Genomic DNA, 19,439 nt, shown 5'->3' on the forward strand with positions numbered 1-19,439 from the left:
TCAGCTCAGCAGGCCCGTGCGGACCGGTTCGGCGCCGTGTGCCGCGTGCGGGTGTACGTGGTCGTGGCCGGGCAGCGCGTGCTGGCCGACAGCGGGAGGCGGCGGGCCGTCGTGCGCCACGCAGCCGTCGCGCAGGACGACCGCGCGGTTGATCAACGGTTCCAGCGGGCCCAACTCGTGCAGCACCAGGAGTACGGACGCACCCTGGCCGACCTGCTCGCGCAGGGTCTCGGCGAGCATCTCCTGACTGGCGTGATCGACGCCCGCCATCGGCTCGTCCATGATCAGCAGGTCGGGCTGGGAGGCGAGGGCACGGGCGATGAGTACGCGCTGATGCTGGCCGCCCGACAGCGCGTCGACGGACTGCTTGGCGTGGTCCGCCATGCCGACCAGTTCGAGGGCCTGCTGGACGGCCTCACGGTCCGCCTTGCGCAGGATCCCGAAGCGGGCCCGGGACAGCCGCCCGGACAACACGACCTCGGTCACCGTCGCGGGCACCCCGCCCGCGGCCGTCGTGCGCTGCGGTACGTACCCCACGCGCCCCCAGTCGCTGAAACGGCGCCGCGGTGTGCCGAACAGCTCGATCTCGCCGCGGGTGACCGGGACCTGACCGATGACCGTGCGGACGGCAGTGGACTTGCCGGAGCCGTTGGCGCCGAGCAGGGCGACGACCTCACCGTGGTGGACGGTGAGGTCGATGCCGCGCAGGACGGGGCGTGAGCCGAGTTCGGCCGTCACTCCGCGCAGGGAAATGACGGGTTCCCCGGGCCGGTCAGCCTTCATGGCTCGCGCCTTCCGTTCGCTGCTTCATATCGCGTGCACCCTCGCGTGCACCGAACGCGATCACTTCGTGCCGAGAGCCTTCTCCAGCGCCGTCAGGTTCGCCTGCATGACCTGGAAGTAGTCGTCGCCCTTGGACTTGTCGGTGATGCCCTCGAGAGGGTCGAGTACATCAGTCTTGAGACCGGCGTCCGCGGCCAGGGTCTTCGCGGTCTTGTCGGAGACCAGTGTCTCGTAGAAGACGGTGGTGACGCCGTCCGCCTTCGCCTCCTGCTGGAGTTCCTTGACCCGCGCCGCGCTCGGCTCGCTGTCCGGCTCCAGGCCGGCGATGGCCTCCATGGTCAGGCCGTAGCGCTCGGCGAGATAGCCGAAGGCCGCGTGGTTGGTGAAGAAGACCTTGGTCTTGGTGTTCTTGAGGCCGTCCTCGTACGCCGTGTTGAGATCGTCCAGCTTCTTCACGAGGTCCGCGGTGTTCTTCTTGTAGTCCGCCGCGTTGTCCGGGTCCTCCTTTTCGAGGGCCTTGCCCACGCCCTCGGCGATCTCGGCGTACTTCACCGGGTCCAGCCAGACGTGCGGATCGAGGGCGTGCTCCTCCTCGCCCGCGGGCTCCTCTTCCCCCTCGCCGTGCTCGTGGCCTTCCTCGGTGCCGAGGTCCTCGAGCTTCGTCAGTGTGGCCGCGTCGACCTTCGTCTTGACCTCGGACTGCCCCACCGCCTCGTCGACGGAGGGCTGCAGACCCTTGAGATAGAGGACCGTGTCCGCCTCCTGGAGCTGCGCGGTCTGCTGGGCGCTGATCTCCAGGTCGTGCGGCTCCTGGCCGGGCTCCGTCAGGGAGGTCACACTGACATGGTCCCCGCCGATCTCCTCCGCGAGGAACTGCAGCGGATAGAACGACGCCACGACGTCGAGCTTCCCACCACCGCTCTCCCCCTCCGCGGCGTTGGAGTCGGACGAGCAGGCGGAGAGGGTGCCGATCGCAAGGGCGGTGGCCGCCAGTGCCGCGGTCCCGGCGGTGTTTATTCGAGAGGCGGCAAGGCGTCGTCGTACGTTCATGACACCCATTTTCAATGAAAGTGGAAACGATTGTCAACAAGCGTCCTGGTGAGAGGCGAGTAAACCCTGCGTGGGCGCTCTGTCCGCCCGCAACCCGAACCGATTTGATCCGGGGGGCGGGACCGCCGGTAATCTGAAGCATTCGCACCTGAAGCATCTGCTCCTGAAGCAACCGCTTCGTCGCCGTCGTCGTAATGAAGAGAGCACCGTGGCCGCCGACAAGATCGACACCATCGTCAGCCTGAGCAAGCGCCGTGGCTTCGTCTACCCGTGCAGTGAGATCTACGGCGGCCAGAAGGCCGCCTGGGACTACGGGCCGCTGGGTGTCGAGCTCAAGGAGAACATCAAGCGCCAGTGGTGGCGCTACATGGTGACGTCGCGCGAGGACGTAGTCGGTATCGACTCCTCGGTGATCCTTGCGACCGAGGTCTGGGTGGCCTCCGGTCACGTCGCCACCTTCTCCGACCCGCTCACCGAGTGCACCTCCTGTCACAAGCGGTACCGCGCCGACCACCTTGAGGAGGCGTACGAGGCCAAGCACGGCAGGGTGCCCGAGAACGGCCTCGCGGACATCAACTGCCCGAACTGCGGCAACAAGGGCCAGTTCACCGAGCCCAAGCAGTTCTCCGGCCTCCTCTCCACGCACCTCGGTCCTACCCAGGACAGCGGCTCCGTCGCCTACCTGCGCCCCGAGACCGCGCAAGGCATCTTCACCAACTTCGCCCAGGTCCAGCAGACCTCGCGCCGCAAGCCGCCGTTCGGCATCGGCCAGATGGGCAAGTCCTTCCGCAACGAGATCACGCCCGGCAACTTCATCTTCCGCACCCGCGAGTTCGAGCAGATGGAGATGGAGTTCTTCGTCAAGCCGGGCGAGGACGAGAAGTGGCAGGAGTACTGGATGCAGGAGCGCTGGAACTGGTACACCGGCCTGGGCCTGCGCGAGGAGAACATGCGCTGGTACGAGCACCCGGCCGAGAAGCTCTCCCACTACTCCAAGCGCACCGCCGACATCGAGTACCGCTTCCAGTTCGGCGGCAACGAATGGGGTGAACTGGAGGGCGTCGCCAACCGCACCGACTACGACCTCGGCGCCCACTCCAAGGCCTCCGGCCAGGACCTCTCCTACTTCGACCAGGAGGCCGGCGAGCGCTGGACTCCGTACGTCATCGAGCCCGCGGCCGGTGTCGGCCGCGCGATGCTCGCCTTCCTGCTGGACGCGTACATCGAGGACGAGGCGCCCAACGCCAAGGGCAAGATGGAGAAGCGTACGGTGCTGCGTCTTGACCCGCGGCTTGCGCCGGTCAAGGTGGCGGTGCTGCCGCTGTCGCGGAACCCTGAGCTGTCCCCGAAGGCCAAGGGGCTGGCTTCGGCGCTGCGGCAGCACTGGAACATCGAGTTCGACGATGCCGGTGCCATTGGGCGCCGTTACCGGCGGCAGGATGAGATCGGTACGCCGTTCTGTGTGACCGTTGACTTCGACACGCTCGACGATGACGCGGTCACTGTGCGCGAGCGGGACTCGATGAAGCAGGAGCGTGTTTCGCTGGGGCAGATCGAGGGGTACCTGGCGAGTCGGTTGATCGGCTGTTAGGTCGCCCCGCCGCCCTTACACGTCCCATGCCTGGGGCTGCGCCCCGGAGGGCCCCACTGGGGCTGCGCCCCAGACCCGCCTGCGTCTGCCTGGTTGGGTTGTTCTGGCGGCTGCGGGTTCGTCGTGGCTTGTCGCGCCCACGCGGCGGAGCCGCAAATCGATACAGCCCCGCGCCCCTAAAAACGCGCGGTTCCCCGCCCCGTACAGGGCGGGGAACCGCGCGTTTTTTAGCGGGGAGCTGCCCGCTTTAAATGCCCCGGTTCTGTCCCGTCCGTAACGGATGTAACAGAACCGGCGGATTCGCAATCCAAAGCCCAAACCGTTCCGAAGAGGTGGGCATACGCGGCCCGCAGGGGGTGGGTCGCTGCGAACCTCTCACGGGGGCATCATGCGTAAGCAGGCAATCATCGGCGTCGCGACCATGGCGCTGGCCATCGGTACCGTCGGCTATGTGGCGGCGAGTGACGGGGAGCAGGGGAGCGACTCCTCTTCGGCCGGCTCGGCGATCGAGGCCAAGGGCGGTGCCGGGGCGGGGCTGCCGGCGGTCTCGGGCGGGCGGCTCAGCGCCATCGGGCTCACCGACAACCAGCGGCTCGTCAAGTTCCGGGTCGACCAGCCCGGCCGCACCCTCCCGCTCGGCAAGGTGGACGGTCTCAAGGGTGACAGCAAGCTGATCGGGATCGACTATCGCGTACAGAACAACAAGCTGTACGGCGTCGGCGACCGCGGCGGCATCTACACGATCCGCGAGATCGGCGCCAAGGCGACCAAGGTCTCGCAGCTGAGCGTTGCCCTGCAGGGCGGCTCCTTCGGCGTCGACTTCAACCCGGCCGCGAACCGGCTGCGGGTCATCAGCGACACAGGCCAGAACCTCCGCCACAACATCGACGACCCGGCCGGAGCCCCGGCCGCGGGCGCCACCGCGGTCGACGGCACCCTCGCCAACCCGCCGGTTCCGCCCGCCACGACCGGGGCTACGGCGCAGGGGGTGACCGGGGCGGCATACACGAACAACGACCTCGCCGCGGCGACCGCCACCACCCTCTTCGATGTGGACACGGCTCTCGACCAGATCTCCGTCCAGTCCCCGGCCAACGCGGGCAACCTCGCGCCCACCGGCAAGCTGGGCGTGGACGCCGGCCCGAGCGCGGGCTTCGACATCTACACCTCGACCCGGTCCGGCTCGAACACCGCGTACGCCGTCCTGCGCGTCGACGGCAAGCAGCGGCTGTACCGGGCAGACCTGCTGAACGGCTCGGTGGCGCGGACCGGGACCTTCGACAGCGGCCGGGCGGTGGTGGATCTGGCGCTGCCGCTGCGACAGGGCTGAGCCGACGACAGAAGGCTGAGATCTGAGAGGTCTGAGGGACCTGAGGGCTGACACATGACAGATGACAGATATTGAAATCTGTCATCTGTCATGTCAAGGTGGGTGTACGCCCTCCTGGGGCACCCCTTCCGGACACCCAAGGAGTCCACATGCAAACCCGTCCCCTCGGATCCACCGGCCCTCAGGTCTCCGCCCTCGGTCTCGGCGCCATGGGCATGTCGGCGTTGTACGGCGACGCCGACCGTGCCGAGTCCATCGCGACCATCCACGCCGCCCTCGAAGAGGGCGTGACCCTGATCGACACCGGTGACTTCTACGGCATGGGCCACAACGAGATGCTGATCGGCGAGGCGTTGCGAACCGCGCCCGCCGCGCGGCGCGAACAGGCGCTCATCAGCGTGAAGTTCGGGGCGCTGCGTGACCCGGACGGCGGCTGGGTCGGCTACGACGGACGGCCGGCCGCGGTGAAGAACTTCGCCGCGTACTCGTTGCAGCGGCTCGGCGTGGACCACATCGACGTGTACCGGATCGCGCGCGTCGACCCGGACGTCCCGATCGAGGAGACGGTGGGGGCGATCGCCGAACTGGTCGAGAAGGGGTACGTCCGGCACATCGGCCTGAGTGAGGTCGGCGCCGAGACGATCCGCCGGGCCGCCGCGACCGCGCCGATTTCGGACCTTCAGATCGAGTACTCGCTCATCTCGCGCGGCATCGAGGACAAGGTGCTGCCGGTCACCCGTGAGCTGGGGATCGGCATCACGGCGTACGGCGTGCTCTCCCGTGGGCTGATCTCCGGGCACTTCACCGCGGACCGGCAGCTGGCGCCGAACGACTTCCGCGCGTTCTCGCCCCGCTTCCAGGGCGAGAACCTCCAGCACAACCTGGGCCTCGTCGATGCGCTGCGGAAGATCGCCGAGCAGAAGGGCGTCAGCGTCGCGCAGATCGCCATCGCCTGGGTGCTGTCCCGCGGTGAGGACATCGTGCCGTTGATCGGCGCGCGGCGCCGGGACCGGCTGACGGAGGCGCTGGGTGCGCTGGACGTCACGCTGGACGCCGCCGACCTGGCCGCGATCGAGGACGCCGTACCGCCCGGCGCCGCCGCGGGCGAGCGCTACCCCGAGCAGCAGATGGCACACCTCGACAGCGAGCGCTGACCCTGCCGCCGGGTACGGTCAACGACATGGCGACCACCGAGATCCTGACCGCCGAGCGCATCCTCGAAGCCACCGAGGAGGTGCTGCGTCGCCATGGCCCGGCCAAGGCCACCGTGGTGGATGTGGCCCGCGTGCTCGGCGTCAGTCACGGCAGCGTCTACCGGCACTTCCGTACGAAGGCGGCGCTGCGGGAGGCGGTGACCAAGCGGTGGCTGGACCGTACGTCCGAGGAACTCGCCGGTATCGTCGCCGCGGACCGTGACCCGGAGGCCCGGCTGCGTGACTGGCTCGCTGCCCTGTTCGCCGCCAAGCGCCGTAAAGCGGGGGACGATCCCGAGCTCTTCGCCACGTACAGGGTGCTGGCCGGCGAGAACGGCGAGGCTACCGGTCGGCACCTCGCCGACCTCACCGGCCAGCTGACGGAGATCGTCCGGGCCGGTGTCGACGCCGGCGTCTTCACCACCGCCGACCCGGCGACCGCCGCCCGCGCCCTCTTCCACGCCACGGGCCGCTTCCACGACCCCGTCTACGCCCCCGAATGGGAACAGCCGGGGATCGACGCGGAGTTCGAGGCGGTCATGGACCTGGTGCTACGAGGGCTGCGCGCCTGACCGCCTCCCCGAACCCGTAAAGGATCTCCCGGCCTCACCAGGACGGCATGATCGCCTCGGGATAGCGGGACCCGGCCGCGCCCCGCGGCAGGATCTCCTGGACGCGGGCGAGGTCCTGCGGCGTGAGCGTGACATGTGCCGCCGCGACGTTCTCGGCGAGGCGCTGCGGGCTGCGGGTGCCCGGGATGGGCACGATGTCGTCGCCCTGGGCAAGGAGCCAGGCCAGAGCAAGTTGCGTCACTGTGATGTCCTTGGCGTCGGCCAGCGCGGTCAGCTCGCGGATGGCGGCCAGGTTCTTCTCGTAGTTGCCGGGCTGCCAGCGGTCGTCCCAGCTGCGCATGTCGTCCGCGGGGTACTCGGCGGCGGGCTTCACCGCGCCGGTGAGGAATCCGCGGCCCAGCGGTGAGTACGGTACGAAGCCGATGCCCAACTCCCGTACCACGGGCAGTACTTCGGCCTCCACCGCCCGCTCGAACACCGAGTACTCGGTCTGCAGCACGGACACCGGGTGGACGGCGTGGGCGCGGCGGAGGATGTCGGGGCCGGCCTCGCTGAGCCCGAGGTACCGCACCTTGCCTTCGGCGATCAGCTCGCCGATCGTGCCCGCCACGTCCTCGATGGGCACGTCCGGGTCGACGCGGTGCTGGTACAGGACGTCGATGTAGTCGGTGCCGAGGTGGCGCAGGCTGTTCTCGGTGACCTCGCGGATGTGGTCCGGGCGGCTGTTCAGCGCGAAGCCCGCGCCGTTCTGCGGGGCGCTCATGTCGAAGCCGAACTTGGTGGCGATGACGACGTCGTCGCGGAAATCCTTCACGGCCCGGCCGAGCAGCTGCTCGTTGCTTCCGGTGCCCATGCCGTACAGCTCGGCGGTGTCGAAGAGGGTGACGCCGAGTTCGTACGCCCTGCGGATGGTGGCGATACCGCCGGGCTCGTCACCGGCACCGTACGCCATGGTCATGCCCATCGTGCCGAGGCCGATCGCCCCGGCCTGAAGGCCCTGCGTGCCGAGCTTGCGCGTCGGCAGGTTGCTGCTCTGGTTCTTGTCCTGCTGTTCCTGCTGTGTCATGCCATCGACGCTATGAGGGCGGGCGCCGCGCGGTCATGGGCCGGGGACCGCATAGGATTGCCTGATCCTCTCAGGACCCCGGCCCAGGAACACGCTACCCAGGGAGCGCTTCATGGTGGACGAGCTCGCGGCGGCCATCGCCCGGCACGGCGACGACTGGTGGTCCGAGACCGCGGTGCCACGTCTCCGGCTGGTGAGGCTGGACGAGCCCATCACCCCCATCGACCTGCTGTACGAGCCGATGATCTGCTTCATCGTCGACGGCTCCAAGAGCAGTGTCGCGGGCGAGAGGAGCTGGACGACCGGGAGCGGGGAGATGCTCTTCAACTCGCTCGTGCTGCCGGTCACTTCCACGTTCGAGCGGCTGCCGTACCGCTCGGCGGTGATGCGCCTCGACGGCACGATGCTCGCCGACCTCCTGCTGGAACTGGACGGCACGGACCCTGTCACGCTCGCCGGGCCCGAGCCCGAGCCCGGCGGGCAGATCACCGCACCGATGACACCCGAGATCGTCGACGCGGTCACCCGATGGGTACGGCTGCTCGACACTCCGGACGACATCCGCCCCCTGGCGAACCGTATCGAGGGCGAGATCCTCTACCGCCTGCTCGGCAGTCCCCTCGGCCCGACCCTGCGTCACTTCACGCTTGCCGACACCGCCGCCGCCCGGGTCCGCACGGCGGCCAGGTGGATCTGCGCCCACTTCACCGAGCCGCTCAGTATCGAGGCGATCGCGGGGGTGGCCCACATGAGCCCCGCCACCCTCCACCGCCACTTCAAGTCCGCCACCGGAATGAGCCCGCTGCGTTTCCAGAAACACCTGCGGCTTCAGGAGGCCCGCCGCCGTCTGCTCGCCGGCGACACCACGGCTGCCCTGGTCGCGGAGGCGGTCGGCTATGTGAGCGCGACCCAGTTCAACCGCGAGTACCGGCGGGCGTACGGACTGCCGCCCGCCCAGGACGCGGCCCGGCTGCGGGACCGGTTGGTGAACGCCGGACGGGCACGGTAGGGATCGGCTCCCTATCCCTCCGACGGATTCACCGTCGCCTGATGCGCTTCCGCGAGGTGCTCCTCCGCCTTCAGCCAGGGCAGGAACTGGGCGCCCTTCCGCCAGCCGCACGTATCGCATCTGATGGTGCGCTGCATGCCCGCGCGTTGGACCCGTACGACATGTTCGCGGCCGTGCTGGTCCCAGCGGCTGACCTTGCTCGTGTTGATCTGCAGCATGACGAACTCCTCCTGTGGGGTGGTGGCTCGCAGCAAGGAGTGTGCAGCAAGACCAACATCAACAGGGGCACATGTGACGAGAGTTGAACTCCCGAATACGGCAGGCTAACTGATCGTACGAGGCAGGCGCAGGCTCAGGAGGGTCGTCAGGGCGATGCCCGCCAGCTGGACCAGCAGCGTTGTGACCAGGGCGTCTCGCATGCCCATGCCGGGGATCAGAGCCAGGAAGAGGGAGCCGAGGGTGGCGACGCCCAGGGCGAGGGCCGACTGCTGGGCGGTGATCATGACGCCGCTGCCGACTCCGCCACGGGCGGGCGGGACCTCGGAGAGGATGACGCGGAAGATGACGGGGAGTTGGAGGGCCTGGCCCGCGCCGGCCACGGCCGCGCCCGGCAGCAGTTCCACGACGCCGAGGTCCGGCCAGGAGCGCCAGGCGGCGAGGGCGATGAGGGCCACGCCGACCGCCTGGACGAGGCCGCCGGCGGTCACGACGCGCGTGCCGTAGCGGGTGACGAGCCGCGGGCCCCAGAGCGAGACGGCGAAGAAGACCACCGCCATGGGCGCCAGCGCGAGCCCGGCCGGGACCGGGCCGAGCCCGGCACCCTGCTGCAGCGCCACCGCGATCACGAACATGAACCCGCTGAAGCCGATCGAGAACGGCACCACCATGGCGAGGCCCCGGCGCAGCGACGTCAGCGCGAACAGACTCGGCGGCACCAGGGGCGTACGGCCCTGGCGGTCCTCCCGGCGCTCGACGAGGTAGAAGGCCGCCGCCGCGAAGGGGAACGCCGCCAGCGCCAGCCACGTCCACAGCGGCCAGCCCGCCGCCCGGCCCTCGGTGAGCGGGGCGAGGAGGGCCAGCAGCGAGGCGCCCAGCAGCAGCGTGCCGGGGATGTCCACCGGCTCCGGGTGCTGCGAGCGGGTCTCGGGGACGGCGCGTGCGGCCAGGACCAGGCCGAGCAGCACCACGGGTACGTTCACCAGGAACACCGAGCGCCATTCCGTGCCGGCGATGTTCGCCGCGACCAGGACGCCGCCGAGGATCTGCCCGGCCACCATGGAGAGCCCGGCTGTCGCGCCGTACAGGCCCATGGCCTTGGCGCGGCGCGGGCCCTCCGTCGCCGACTGGATGGTGGCGAGGACCTGCGGCAGCATCGCCGCGGCTGCCGCACCCTGCGCGACGCGCGCCGCGACCAGCGTCCAGGCGGTGGGCGCAAGGCCGCACGCCAGCGAGGTCAGCCCGAAGGCAGCCATGCCGACGAGGAAGAGCCGACGCCGGCCGAACATGTCGCCGAGCCGTCCGCCGAGGACGAGGAGCACGGCGTACGAGACTCCGTACCCGGCGACGACGAGTTCCAGGACCGCCTCGCTCGCGGACAGGTCCCGGGCGATGGTCGGCAGGGCGACGTTGACGATGAAGAAGTCGATGAGGGGGAGTGCCGCGCCGAGGAGCACGGTGAAGAGTCCGAGGCTGCCGAGCGCGGGTGGGGCGGCGGGGGAGCGGGTGGCACTGCTGTCGAGAGTTCCTGTTTCGGTCACGTACCTCAGCGTCGGCCAACTCCCAGGCTGGTACCAGAGTCTTCTCATCCTGGTACCAGGAGTACCTGGAAACAGGATCCGGCCGACGGCATGCTGGTCGCATGACGACCATGGCCCAGGACGCGGCGGTACGGGAGTCCGGGGCGCCCCGGACTCGGGAAGCGCGGGAGTCGGCGATCCGGCGGCACGAACTCGCCGCGTTTCTGCGTCACCGCCGCGAGCACGTCACCCCCGAGCAGGTCGGTCTGCCGCGCGGGCCCCGGCGCCGTACGCCCGGCCTGCGCCGTGAGGAGGTCGCGCAGCTCTCCGCGGTCGGCGTCACCTGGTACACGTGGCTCGAACAGGCCCGGGACATCCAGGTCTCCGTCCAGGTCCTCGACGCCCTCGCCCGCACCCTGATGCTCGACGCCAGCGAGCGCGCCCACCTGTTCAAGCTGGCCGGAGCCGTCGACCCCGCACCCGGCGCGCACTGCGCGTCGGTCACCGACGCCCAGCGCGTACTCCTGCGGCAGCTGGACCCAATCCCGGCCTGCGTCCGGAACAGCCGGTACGACGTCCTCGCCTACAACCGCACGTACGGGCTGCTGTTCTGCGACCTCGACGCCATCCCGCCTCAGGACCGCAACTGCATGCTCCTGTGCTTCACGAACGAGGACTGGCAGTCGTCGATCGTGCGGCTGGAGGAGACCATGCGGGTCATGGCCGCCAAGTTCCGCGCCTCGATGGCCGGTCATCTCGCCGAGCCCGCCTGGAAGATGCTGCTCAAGCGGCTGCGCGATCAGTCGCCGGAGTTCCGCGAGATCTGGGAGCGGCACGAGGTCGTGAGCGCCAGCAGCAAACGCAAGCAGTTCACCAACGCCCATGTCGGCAAGCTCACCGTGGACAACACCGACTTGTGGCTCGGCCCGCACAGCGGCCCCCTCATGGTGACGTTCGCACCGGCCGACGCCGAGTCCCGCGAACGCCTGGAGAAGCTGCATGCGATCGCTCTCGCGCGAGGGTAAAAGCCTCAGGCCAGTACGTCCGCCTGCTCCTTGACCTCCGCCGACTCCAGCCGCTCCGCGGTGCGTTCGGCGGTCCGGCGGGCCCAGCGGCCGCTCGTCAGGGCGCCGACGACCAGGACCGAGAGGCCGCAGGCCGCGATGATCCACCAGCCGGGGCGGGCGGCTGAGACGAAGACCTCGCGGTGCGGGGACGCGCCCACACCCGCGGCCAGTACGGCACCGATCACGGCGACGCCCAGGGTCTGGCCGATCTGGCGGCTGGTGGAGGCGACCGCGGCGGCGACGCCGGCCTGGGCGCGGGGCATGCCGGAGACGGCGGTGTTGGTGATGGGGGCGTTGACGAAGCCGAAGCCGAGGCCGAAGAGGACGTATCCGATGACGAGCGTCACGTTCGACGTCTCGGCCTCGAAGGCGGCGAAGAGCACCCCGCTCGCGGTCATCGCCACCCCGGCGACGAGGAGGGAGAGCCGAGGGCCGCGGCTGCCGACGAGGCGGCCGGACAGCGGGGCGGAGACGAAGGTCAGGGCGGCCATGGGGAGCATCCACAGGCCCGCGTTCAGGGCGGTCAGGCCGCGTACGTTCTGCAGATAGAGCGTCGAGAGGAAGAGGAAGCCGCCGAGCGCCGCGAACGCGCTGATCGCCACGACCGTGGCCCCGCTGAACGGCGCCGAACGGAAGAAGCGCAGGTCGATGAGGGGTTCGGCGCGGCGAGGTTCGTACCACAGGAGGCTCAGCAGGGCGGCCAGGGCCAGGGCGCCGAAGGCGATGACCTTGGGGGCGCTCGAGTGGGGAGCCTCGATGATCGCGTACGTCAGGGAGCCGAGCAGCGCGATCACCAGGAGCTGGCCCACCGGGTCGGGGCGGCGGGCCTTCGGGGCGCGGGACTCGGGGACGTACCGGAGGGTGAGCAGGAGCGCTACCAGGCCCACCGGGAGGTTGATCCAGAAGATCGAGCGCCAGCCGACCGAGTCCACGAGAAGGCCGCCGATCAGAGGGCCGGCCGCCATCGATATGCCGACGACACCGCCCCACACCCCGATGGCGCGAGCGCGCTCGCGCGGCTCCGTGAACGTGTTGGTGATGATCGACATCGCGACCGGGTTGAGCATCGAACCGCCCACCGCCTGCACCATCCGGAAGGCGATGAGCGATTCGAGGTTCGGTGCGAGGGAACACAGCACCGAGCCGATCGTGAAGACGACAAGGCCCGCCATGAAGACCCGCTTGCGGCCGATACGGTCGGCCGTCGACCCCGCGAGCATCAGCAGCGAGGCGAGCACCAGCGTGTACGCGTCGATCGTCCACTGGAGGCCGGCCGTACTCGCGTGCAGTTCTCTCTGCATCGAGGGCAGTGCGACGTTCAGCACGGTGTTGTCGAGGCTCACGATCAGCAGGCTCATACAGCAGATCGCGAGAACCAGCATGCGTCGGCGGTGGTTGAGCTCAGGCATTCCATCAGGGTACGCCGATTTCGGTAGTGCGCCTAACTAACGACTCTGGTCGATCGTCGAAAGGCCGTGGCTCGTGCCCGTCGGCGTACGGGACAATGGGTCGCATGCCCACGCCCACACCCCTCGTGAACTCCCCGCTGTCGATCGGCCCGCACCCGGTGCGGCCGCCCGTCGTCCTCGCCCCCATGGCCGGGATCACGAACGCGCCGTTCCGCACGCTGTGCAGGGAGTTCAGTGGTGGCAAGGGCCTGTTCGTCAGCGAGATGATCACGACCCGGGCGCTGGTCGAGCGCAACGAGAAGACCATGCAGCTGATCCACTTCGACGCCTCGGAGACTCCGCGCTCGATCCAGTTGTACGGGGTCGACCCGGCGACCGTCGGCAAGGCCGTCCGCATGATCGCGGAGGAGGACCTCGCCGACCACATCGACCTCAACTTCGGCTGCCCGGTACCGAAGGTGACGCGCAAGGGCGGCGGCTCGGCCCTCCCGTACAAGCGCCACCTGTTGCGCGCGATCCTGCACGAGGCGGTGAGCGGTGCCGGGGACCTGCCGGTCACGATGAAGATGCGCAAGGGCATCGACGACGACCACATCACGTACCTGGACGCGGGGCGGATCGCCGTGGAGGAGGGCGTGACGGCGATCGCCCTCCACGGCAGGACGGCCGCACAGCACTACGGCGGTACGGCGGACTGGGACGCGATCGCCCGCCTCAAGGAGCACGTGCCGGAGATCCCGGTACTCGGCAACGGCGACATCTGGTCGGCCGACGACGCGTTGCGGATGGTGCGGACGACTGGTTGCGACGGGGTGGTTGTCGGCCGGGGTTGTCTCGGGCGGCCGTGGTTGTTCTCGGACTTGGTGGCGGCGTTCGAGGGCCGTACGGCGGATTACGTTCGTCCGACGCTTCGTGAGGTGGCGACGGTGATGGTCCGCCACGCGACCCTGCTCGGGGAGTGGATCGGCGACGAGGCGCGCGGAGTCATCGACTTCCGCAAGCACGTGGCCTGGTACCTGAAGGGTTTCGCGGTCGGCTCCGAAATGCGCAAGCGCCTTGCGATCACGTCGTCCCTGGCCGAACTCCGTTCCGGGCTCGACGAGTTGGACCTCGACCAGCCGTGGCCGACGGGCGCCGACGGGCCCCGCGGCCGCACGTCCGGCAACAACAGGGTTGTCCTGCCGGACGGTTGGCTGAAGGACCCGTACGACTGCGCGGGAGTCGGCGAGGACGCGGAGTTGGACACGTCCGGGGGCTGAGTTGTTCGGGGGCCTGCCGTTCAACCCATAACGGGCCTTCGTCGGCCGTCACGGAGCGCCCTGGCGCGCCCTGATGGCCACCGCCACTCTCATCGGTGTCCCGTTTGTCTGTGTCTTCGCCGTGTTCCAGTGCATCGCCTCGGGCGGACTGACGGCCGGAGTGTCAGGTGCTGACGAACCCTGTGGCCACCAATGACGATTACGTTGCCGTGACTTACGCCACATTCGCCTCGGGCGCTGCCCTTCTCCTCACTGACCCCGTCCGGCATGCCGACAACAGGCGTAATGTCCGCTACCGCAGGTAACTTCCCTGCATGGAACGGGATATGGCTACTTGTTAGGTCATGTGCACGCGGCTGAAAACAGCCCTTCTTCCGTCGTCAAGTCCGGTCCCGGGCGCCCGCCTTCACCCCGCCAGACCCCAGTGACTCGATGACATTTGTGTTTCTGCTGTGAAGAAAAGATGAATCCCCCTCTAGAGTCCCCGCCATATATGACGCAGACCGCACTTTTGGGATCTTGATCGGTCCCGGTGTGTTCCTGGGGGGGACCTGTTGATCTCGGACTACTTCGACGCTTTTTGGTCATGGACCGTTGCGGCGGTTGGGGAAACGTCGTGGCGTGAGGTGATGCCGCTGGGCATCGCCGGTGCGTTCGTCTGGGGGCTCTGGCTCTACCGGGCGATCCTTTCCCGCTTCGCCAGGCCGGTCGTGAACAACTACCGGACCTCCGTGTCCGTCGTGGTCCCCGCCTACCGCGAGGACCCGGACATCCTGCTCGACTGTCTGGAGACCTGGCTGGCCCAGGGACCCGACGAGGTGATCATCGTCCCCGACATCGAGGACCACGAGGTGCTCCGCAGGCTGTCGGAGGTGATGGACCGGCGGGTGCGGGTGCTCGCGTTCGAGCACCGGGGCAAGCGGTCCGCGCTGGGTGTGGGGATCCGGGCCGCGCGCGGCGAACTCGTGGTGCTGGTCGACTCGGACACCCGCTGGCAGCCGGGGCTGCTCGACGCCGTGCAGATGCCCTTCGTCGACCCCAAGGTCGGCGGAGTCGGCACCCAGCAGAACGTCTTCATGCGCCGGAGCAGCGTCTGGCGGCGCATCGCCGACTGGCTGGTCAACCTGCGCTACTACGACTACGTGCCAGCCATGGGCCGCGCCGGTGCCGTCGCGTGTCTGTCCGGCCGCACGGCCGCCTACCGCAAGGCCGCGATAGACCCCGTTCTGGAGAACCTGGAGAACGAGTTCTTCCTCGGCCGGCGTTGCGTCGCCGGTGACGACGGCCGGCTGACCTGGCTGGTACTGGCCTCCGGGTACAAGACCGTGCACCAGAGCAGCGCGCGGGCGCTGTCCATGTTCCCGTCCTCGTTCCGGGCCTTCGTCAAGCAGCGGGTGCGCTGGAGCCGCAACTCCTACCGCTGCTATCTGACGGCGATCTACAAGGGCTGGCTGTGGCGGGTCCCGCTGGTCACCAAGATCACCGTGCTGCAGATCCTGCTGACGCCTGTGACCATGGGCATGGCGCTGGGCTATCTGCTGCTCAGCCGACTGGAGTTGACCGGCCGCGGGGTGGTCCTGGTCCTGATCTGGCTCTTCGTGGGACGCGGTATCCGCGGCTACTCGCACTTGCGCAGACATCCGCGGGATGTGCTGGTGCTGCCGCTGCTGGCCCTCGTGGTCGTGATGATCTCCCTGCCGATCAAACTGTGGGCCTTCATCACCATGAACAAGCAGGGTTGGCTGACCCGTACCAGCAGCAGTATCGGCGGCGAGGGCCAGAACGCCGCGTCCCTCTCGGGCAACGGCCCCCAGCGGCCGCCCGCCGCCGGCGGCCGCCGCGAGGGGGTGTTCCAGCCGTGACACTCCATCAGGCACACCCTCGGCGAGACCATGAGGCACACCCTCGGCGAGGCCACCAGGCACACCTTCAGACAGAGCGGACCGCCCGCGGGTCGGGACACCGCTCTCGATTCTCACCGGGGTCCGTTCTGCGAACCGCTCACGCCTTCCGAACGCTGCGCGGCACGGCGACAGCCGCCGCCTTCCTGCCCCTGGTCGCCGTGGCGCTCCTCGGGTCCGCGCCCGTCGCCCATGCCGCGCCGAAGACGGCCGTCGCGGAGAGTGTCCTGGCCGGAGCCCGTGCCGGCGCCGCGGACGACGGCGAGGAACAGGCGTTCACCCCCGAGGAGTCCGAGACCCAGGCGGCCCTGGTCGCCGCCGAGGACAAACGGCTTGACCAGGTCCGCGCCGTCGCCGCGGTCGCCCCGCTCAAGGGCGCCAAGTGGTCGCAGCCGTACCGGCTGGACACCGGAAGCGGCTACACGCTGGTCCTCACCGCGCGCACCAAGCCGTACAGCATCTCCGACCTGCTCTCCCTCGCCCCGCAGACCTTCGTCCGCAAGCGCGACGGTTCCTACCTGCTGACCGAGAACCTCTACCTCAACGCCGGCGCCAAGCTGAAACTGTCCAACCCGGGCGGCCTGACGATACGGATGGCCAGCAGCAACAAGGGCTTCGTCTCCATCGTCTCCTTCGGCGGCCGACTGACCCTGGAGGGCACCGCACAGGCGCAGATGAAGATCGGCAGCTGGGACACCCGTACCAACAAGCCGGACATCGACGTACGGGACGGCAGGGCCTACATCCGCGCCATCGGCGGCCAGTTCTCCATGAAGTACGCCACTGTCAGCAGCCTCGGCTTCTGGAGCGGCCGCACCGGCGGCCTCAGCCTCACCGGAACCGACCGCCCCGACACCGGGAACATCGACGGCCCGGACACCCCGACCGGCGACGACCTCAACCAGCGCGAGCGGGCGGAGGCCGCGGACAAGGCGGAGGAGGAGGCGGAGGAGACGCCCAGCAGCGGCGGAGTGCTCGCCCAGCCGCCCGGCGAACTGACCACACCGGACAGCAGGTTCACCGTCCCCGACATGTCATATGTGTCGGCGGAGGTCGACCACTCCACGGTCACGGGCAACACCTACGGACTGTTCGTCTCCGGTGCCACCGGGGTCAGCATCACCGACACCAAGGTGCTGAAGAGCTTCCAGGACGGCCTCGTACTGCACCGCTACGTCACCAACGCCGACGTCGAACGGACCACCTCCAAGGACAACGGCGGCAACGGCTTCGTCCTCGCCCGCGCCACCCAGCAGGTCAAGATCACCGGATCCACCGCGCGGGACAACGGCGGCAACGGTTTCATCCTCAGCGGCCGGCCCCTGGCGAGCGGTCCCTCCGCCTCCGGCGAGTCCATCAGCAGCTACGGCAACAACTCGGTGTCCAACAGCACCGCCGAGGACAACGGCCGCTACGGCATCGAGATCCTCGGCGGGGTGGACGTCGGCGTGCAGAACAACAACATCCGCGGCGGTGACATGGGCATCGTCGCCCGCAAGGACGCCGCGAAGGTGGCGATCACCGGGAACCGTCTGAAGGGCCAGATCCGGCAGGGCATCTCGGTACGCGACGGCGTGACGGCGGCGCAGGTCACCGGCAACATCGTCGAGAACGCCGACACCGGCGTCTACATCCGCGACTCGGTCGCCGAGGTGCGCGGCAACACCATCCAGGACGCCACCAACCACGGCGTCTCCATGGTGGGCGGCGTCGGTGGCTCGACGATCTCGTACAACGTCATCGCCGGCGTCGGGCCGAGCGCCCTGGACACCGTCCGCGCGGGCGGCGACACGGACATCAAGAAGAACCAGACCTTCGCCTGGCACGACACCAGTTCCTTCTGGACCAAGTTCCGGCACTACGCCAGCCCGATGACCCTGCTGTGGACCTTCATCCTGCTGCTCATCCTCCTGTCGGCGGTGATGGGGCAGCGACGGCACGCCAGCCGGGGACGAGGCCGCCGCGGACGCGTCCACCCCTACGCCGACAAGCAGACCCTGCCGGCCCCTCCGCCCACGGAGATCCACCTGGCCGCACACAACCCCCACAACCGGGTTCCGGTGATGACTCATGACCAGTGGTAACCGCGTGCTGTGGCTGGCGACGGGGGCGTTCATCTGCTCCGTGATCGCCCTCATCGTGGCCCTGACCTCCGGCGGGGACTCGGCCACCCCGGACACGGCCGGGGCCACCGGTGCGGTCGGCCCCACTTCGACCACCCGCAAGCCGACCGCCTCGACGGACGACGCACCGACGGACACCGCCGAACCGTCCGCGCCGTCCACCACCCCCGCCACCGGGTCCGCCCCGGGCGCGACGTCCGGCGGCGGCACCGCGTCCGCCAAGGAGGTCAGCTGCCCGGCGGCCACCGCCACGGTGAACGACGCCGCCTCGCTGGAGCAGGCCCTGGCCGACGCCGGGCCCGGGGACAGCATCCGGCTCGCCGACGGCACGTACGAGGGCCGCTTCAAGGCCACCACCCCGGGCACCGCGGACCGGCCGGTCTACGTCTGTGGCGGCCCCGGCGCGGTGATCGACGGCGGTGGCACCGACGGCGACTACGGCTTCCACCTGGACGGCGCCAGCCACTGGCGCCTGGTCGGCTTCACCGTCCGCAACAGCCAGAAGGGCGTGATGGCCGACCGTGTGCAGGGCTCGGTCATCCAGGGCCTCACCGTCGAGCAGATCGGCGACGAGGCCATCCACCTGCGGAACTTCAGCACCGACAACCTCGTGCTGAACAACACCGTCCGCGACACCGGCAAGCGCAAGGAGAAGTTCGGCGAGGGCGTCTACATCGGCTCCGCCGAGTCCAACTGGTGCACCGTCTCGGACTGCAAGCCCGACGCGAGCAACCGCAACATGATCAGCGGCAACGACATCAGCGCCACGACCGCCGAGTCCATCGACATCAAGGAGGGCACCAGCGACGGCAAGGTCATCGGCAACACCTTCGACGGCTCACTCCTGAGCGGCTCCCACAACGACTCCTGGGTCGACGTCAAGGGCAACGGCTGGCTGATCCAGGGCAACACCGGCCGCAACGCACTCCAGGACGGCTTCCAGACCCACGAGATCGTCGACGGCTGGGGCACCGACAACACGTTCAAGGGCAACACCGCGGATGTGAACGGACCCGGCTACGGCTTCAAGCTCACCCCCGTCGAGGGCAACAAGGTCGCCTGCGACAACAAGGCGGAAGGGGCGGCCGAGGGCCTGGCCAACGTCGACTGCGCCCGTTCCTGACCGGCCTACGGCGACCCCGAGCCGGCCGCACGCCGTCCCCCGGGCCGGCACCGTCTCCATGCGCCATCCCGTGCTCCGTCCCTGCACCTGAGCACACCGCGCAACGCCACAACAGAACCATCACACACCGCTTCCACGCAGGGCCCGAGGAGCCACCGCAGCTTCCGGCCAAAGGCCCCTGTGCCGGCTCACCCATCCCCAAAGCGAGCACACCCTCACCTTTCACA

At 69.1% G+C, this 19,439-nt stretch carries 16 protein-coding genes; 10 read left to right on the forward strand and 6 right to left on the reverse strand.

Going from position 1 to position 19,439, the window contains the following annotated elements:
- Nucleotides 1-783 (reverse strand): metal ABC transporter ATP-binding protein, encoded by a 783-nt coding sequence (locus tag OP79_RS15965; RefSeq protein ID WP_033320865.1) that lies wholly within the window; start codon nt 781-783, stop codon nt 1-3.
- Nucleotides 784-843: 60 nt separating this feature from the next.
- Entirely contained in the window at nt 844-1,833 is a 990-nt protein-coding gene (locus OP79_RS15970; RefSeq protein WP_033320936.1) for a metal ABC transporter solute-binding protein, Zn/Mn family, read from the reverse strand.
- Between the two features lie 208 nt (nt 1,834-2,041).
- Between OP79_RS15970 and OP79_RS15975 the strand changes: the two genes are divergently transcribed.
- The 4 genes from OP79_RS15975 to OP79_RS15990 all read left to right on the forward strand — a co-directional run bounded on the left by OP79_RS15975 (nt 2,042) and on the right by OP79_RS15990 (nt 6,519).
- Nucleotides 2,042-3,424 (forward strand): glycine--tRNA ligase, encoded by a 1,383-nt coding sequence (locus tag OP79_RS15975; RefSeq protein ID WP_033320866.1) that lies wholly within the window; start codon nt 2,042-2,044, stop codon nt 3,422-3,424.
- A 388-nt stretch (nt 3,425-3,812) separates the two neighbouring features.
- On the forward strand, nt 3,813-4,754 hold the full coding sequence (locus tag OP79_RS15980) for a DUF4394 domain-containing protein (protein WP_033320867.1): 942 nt from the start codon (nt 3,813-3,815) through the stop codon (nt 4,752-4,754).
- Between the two features lie 149 nt (nt 4,755-4,903).
- A complete protein-coding gene (locus OP79_RS15985; protein ID WP_033320868.1) occupies nt 4,904-5,908 on the forward strand; it encodes an aldo/keto reductase in 1,005 nt (334 codons plus the stop codon).
- Nucleotides 5,909-5,934: 26 nt separating this feature from the next.
- Nucleotides 5,935-6,519, forward strand: coding sequence for a TetR/AcrR family transcriptional regulator (locus tag OP79_RS15990; RefSeq protein ID WP_033320869.1), 585 nt, complete (start codon nt 5,935-5,937; stop codon nt 6,517-6,519).
- A 34-nt stretch (nt 6,520-6,553) separates the two neighbouring features.
- On the opposite strand, the gene OP79_RS15995 is transcribed toward OP79_RS15990, so the two are convergent.
- Nucleotides 6,554-7,585, reverse strand: a complete 1,032-nt coding sequence (locus OP79_RS15995) for an aldo/keto reductase (RefSeq protein ID WP_033320870.1) — start codon at nt 7,583-7,585, stop codon at nt 6,554-6,556.
- A 112-nt stretch (nt 7,586-7,697) separates the two neighbouring features.
- Here OP79_RS15995 and OP79_RS16000 point away from each other — a divergent pair, with 112 nt between their 5' ends.
- On the forward strand, nt 7,698-8,594 hold the full coding sequence (locus tag OP79_RS16000; RefSeq protein WP_033320871.1) for an AraC family transcriptional regulator: 897 nt from the start codon (nt 7,698-7,700) through the stop codon (nt 8,592-8,594).
- Between the two features lie 11 nt (nt 8,595-8,605).
- Here the strand turns inward: OP79_RS16000 and OP79_RS16005 are convergent, their stop codons facing one another.
- Both OP79_RS16005 and OP79_RS16010 read right to left on the reverse strand, forming a co-directional pair.
- Nucleotides 8,606-8,812 (reverse strand): hypothetical protein, encoded by a 207-nt coding sequence (locus OP79_RS16005; protein ID WP_033320872.1) that lies wholly within the window; start codon nt 8,810-8,812, stop codon nt 8,606-8,608.
- Between the two features lie 105 nt (nt 8,813-8,917).
- Nucleotides 8,918-10,399 (reverse strand): MFS transporter, encoded by a 1,482-nt coding sequence (locus OP79_RS16010; protein ID WP_106972402.1) that lies wholly within the window; start codon nt 10,397-10,399, stop codon nt 8,918-8,920.
- A gap of 62 nt (nt 10,400-10,461) precedes the next feature.
- Between OP79_RS16010 and OP79_RS16015 the strand changes: the two genes are divergently transcribed.
- Nucleotides 10,462-11,355 (forward strand): helix-turn-helix transcriptional regulator, encoded by an 894-nt coding sequence (locus OP79_RS16015; protein ID WP_051744699.1) that lies wholly within the window; start codon nt 10,462-10,464, stop codon nt 11,353-11,355.
- A 5-nt stretch (nt 11,356-11,360) separates the two neighbouring features.
- On the opposite strand, the gene OP79_RS16020 is transcribed toward OP79_RS16015, so the two are convergent.
- Nucleotides 11,361-12,806, reverse strand: coding sequence for an MFS transporter (locus OP79_RS16020; RefSeq protein ID WP_033320875.1), 1,446 nt, complete (start codon nt 12,804-12,806; stop codon nt 11,361-11,363).
- 104 nt (nt 12,807-12,910) lie between these two features.
- Between OP79_RS16020 and dusB the strand changes: the two genes are divergently transcribed.
- The 4 genes from dusB (at nt 12,911) to OP79_RS16040 (ending at nt 19,212) form a co-directional block, all read left to right on the forward strand.
- Nucleotides 12,911-14,065 (forward strand): tRNA dihydrouridine synthase DusB, encoded by a 1,155-nt coding sequence (gene dusB, locus OP79_RS16025; RefSeq protein WP_033320876.1) that lies wholly within the window; start codon nt 12,911-12,913, stop codon nt 14,063-14,065.
- Nucleotides 14,066-14,694: 629 nt separating this feature from the next.
- Nucleotides 14,695-15,927: a glycosyltransferase family 2 protein gene (locus OP79_RS16030; RefSeq protein WP_051744691.1), complete on the forward strand. Its 1,233-nt coding sequence runs from the start codon at nt 14,695-14,697 to the stop codon at nt 15,925-15,927.
- 200 nt (nt 15,928-16,127) lie between these two features.
- Complete coding sequence (locus OP79_RS16035) at nt 16,128-18,050, forward strand: right-handed parallel beta-helix repeat-containing protein (RefSeq protein WP_245685341.1); 1,923 nt, start codon at nt 16,128-16,130, stop codon at nt 18,048-18,050.
- The gene (locus OP79_RS16040) at nt 18,037-19,212 is read left to right on the forward strand and encodes a right-handed parallel beta-helix repeat-containing protein (protein WP_033320877.1); all 1,176 of its coding nucleotides are present in this window, start codon (nt 18,037-18,039) and stop codon (nt 19,210-19,212) included. The genes OP79_RS16035 and OP79_RS16040 overlap by 14 nt, the downstream gene beginning before the upstream one ends.
- Nucleotides 19,213-19,439 lie beyond the last annotated feature (227 nt).

The organism is Streptomyces yerevanensis, assembly GCF_000716805.1.
GTDB classification, from domain to species: Bacteria; Actinomycetota; Actinomycetes; order Streptomycetales; family Streptomycetaceae; genus Streptomyces; species Streptomyces flaveus.